This window comes from Acidiphilium sp. PM, from assembly GCF_000219295.1.
GTDB classification, from domain to species: domain Bacteria; phylum Pseudomonadota; class Alphaproteobacteria; order Acetobacterales; family Acetobacteraceae; genus Acidiphilium; species Acidiphilium multivorum.
This window is the reverse complement of record NZ_AFPR01000496.1, coordinates 1-1,030: the sequence shown is the minus strand read 5'-3', so window position 1 is coordinate 1,030 and position 1,030 is coordinate 1. Positions and strand designations below refer to the sequence as shown.

At 62.8% G+C, this 1,030-nt stretch carries 1 protein-coding gene; it reads left to right on the top strand.

The window, feature by feature from the left end:
* Positions 1-77: 77 nt before the first annotated feature.
* The gene (locus APM_RS15695; protein WP_007424367.1) at positions 78-1,025 is read left to right on the top strand and encodes an IS1595 family transposase; all 948 of its coding nucleotides are present in this window, start codon (positions 78-80) and stop codon (positions 1,023-1,025) included.
* Positions 1,026-1,030 lie beyond the last annotated feature (5 nt).

Genomic DNA, 1,030 nt, shown 5'->3' with positions numbered 1-1,030 from the left:
TCCTGCTTACCCATCTTGATCAGCCATGTTCAGTTGAGTACAAAACAGGAACATGATGTTGTGAGCGGGAGCAATCGATGGCGCGGAATGCGGTGCAGTTTCAGCGCGGGCTGAGCGAGGTCGAATTTGAGCGGTTATATGGCACGGAGGAGCAATGCCGCGCGGTGGTGATTGCCGCCCGCTGGCCCGACGGGTTCTCCTGCCCGGTCTGTGGCGGGCGCTCTCATAGCGAGGTGAAGACCCGGGGCTTGTTCCAGTGCACGAAATGCCGCCGGCAGACATCGCCGATTGCGGGCACGATTTTCGCCTCGACCAAATTGCCGCTGCGGACCTGGTTCCGGGCCATATACCATCTGACCCAGAGCAAGCAGGGCATCTCCAGCATCGAGTTGGGCCGACGTCTCGGGGTGCGACAGACCTCGGCCTGGATGCTCAAGCACAAGCTCCAGCAGGTGATGCTGGAACGCGATGGGCGCAAACGCCTGACCGGGCGGGTTGAGATCGATGATGCTTATCTCGGCGGTGAACGCTCCGGCGGCAAGCGCGGGCGAGGCGCGCCCGGCAAGACCCCTTTCGTCGCCGCAGTCGAGACCACGCCTGAAGGCAAGCCGGTTCGACTGAAACTGCGGCGGGTGGCCGGGTTCACCGGCCAGGCGATTTCCCGCTTTGCCTTGCGCAGCCTCGATCCGTCCTGCGCCGTGGTCAGCGATGGCCTCGCCTGTTTCGGCCACGTCAGCGATGCCGGATGCGCGCATGACGTGATCCGTACCGGCAGTGGGCCGGCTGCCGCTCGAAGTCCGGCGTTCAAATGGGTCAACACAGCACTGGGCAATATCAAATCCGCCATCGTCGGCACCTACCGGGCGATCAGCAGTAAGCACGTGCCCCGATACCTTGCCGAGTTCGAATATCGCTTCAATCGCCGTTACGACCTCGCCAGCATGATCCCACGCCTCGGCTGGGCCGCCGCTCACACACCGCCCATGCCATACCGCCTGCTGAAATTGGCTGAGATTACTGGGTAAGCAGG